Raw genomic sequence first — 398 nt, 5'->3', positions numbered from 1 at the left:
ATCCGGGGCAGAATCTGACGCGAGGGAAGGCGGAGCAGTTATGATTGGTCCTTCGGGGGCAGGACCGGTGTGCCTGACAACGCACCACAACCCGGGGCCAGCAGAACGGACAGCGACATTGCCGAACGGTCCCTGGGACTCCTTGGCCTGGTGGCAGCTGAGCCTCGCCGCAAACATGGTCAACACCATCGCCTGCTTCGCCATGATCAGCTACGTCTACGTCGCCCTGGTCCGCCGCCGCCAGCTGACCACCAACAAGCTGGCCATCGCGAGCATGGTCGTGTTCTTCGTCTTCGGCCTGCAGCGGGCTCTGCAGATCTTTTACCAGCTCGGTGGGCTGTTCGGGCCCGACGGTGCCCAGTTCGCCCGTCGGCTGGCTGCGAACCACTCCTACCTCG

The 398-nt window shown here is 64.3% G+C and carries 1 protein-coding gene; it reads left to right on the top strand.

Annotated elements, in window-relative coordinates:
- Nucleotides 1–118 precede the first annotated feature (118 nt).
- Nucleotides 119–398: hypothetical protein (locus I6F37_RS43435; RefSeq protein WP_225154902.1), on the top strand; the 280-nt coding region annotated here is incomplete at its 3' end.

The organism is Bradyrhizobium sp. NBAIM08 (assembly GCF_020193935.1).
In the GTDB taxonomy this organism is placed as follows: Bacteria; Pseudomonadota; Alphaproteobacteria; order Rhizobiales; family Xanthobacteraceae; genus Bradyrhizobium; species Bradyrhizobium yuanmingense.
Note: the sequence above shows the minus strand (reverse complement) of the source record. Positions and strands in the feature narration are given on the sequence as shown.